A 498-nucleotide genomic window follows, 5' to 3' on the forward strand; every position below is an offset into this window, starting at 1 on the left:
GGCAGAGCTAAAGACCTGAGCTGTATCCTCATTCGTAGTTTGGGCGCCAGGGACGCTGTTGATTGGGGCATCATTAACCGGGTTCACCGTCAGGTTCACTGTAGCGGTTTCCGTAACCCCACCGGAAGTCACCGTGTAGGTAAAACTGGTACTGCCGTTGTAATTGGCAGCTGGCGTAAAGCTTAAGGTACCGTTAGCATTTAACAACACTGTGCCGTTGGCCACAGCCACTGTGCCGCCTACGGCAATGGCCGTACCGTTAATTGCAGTAATGGTATGACCTGCATTTTCAAAGGTATCATTGGCATTCACGTCAAGATTAGCCACCGTGTCTTCATTCAGGGTTATGGCATCGTTGGCAATATCCACAACGGGTGTCACCGTAATGGCAATGTTGTCCGTATCACTTAAGGTGCCGTCACTGGTGACTATAGTTAAGCTGTCAGCACCGTTGTAATCGGCAACAGGTTGGTAACTTAAACCATCCAAAGCGGTGGT

The 498-nt window shown here is 50.0% G+C and carries 1 protein-coding gene; it reads right to left on the bottom strand.

From position 1 onward, the window contains the following. Positions 1–498 (bottom strand): Ig-like domain-containing protein (locus Lqua_RS18560; RefSeq protein ID WP_193787196.1); only part of this gene is annotated, 498 nt, incomplete at both ends.

The sequence above is a fragment of the Legionella quateirensis genome, assembly GCF_001467955.1.
Taxonomy (GTDB): Bacteria; Pseudomonadota; Gammaproteobacteria; order Legionellales; family Legionellaceae; genus Legionella; species Legionella quateirensis.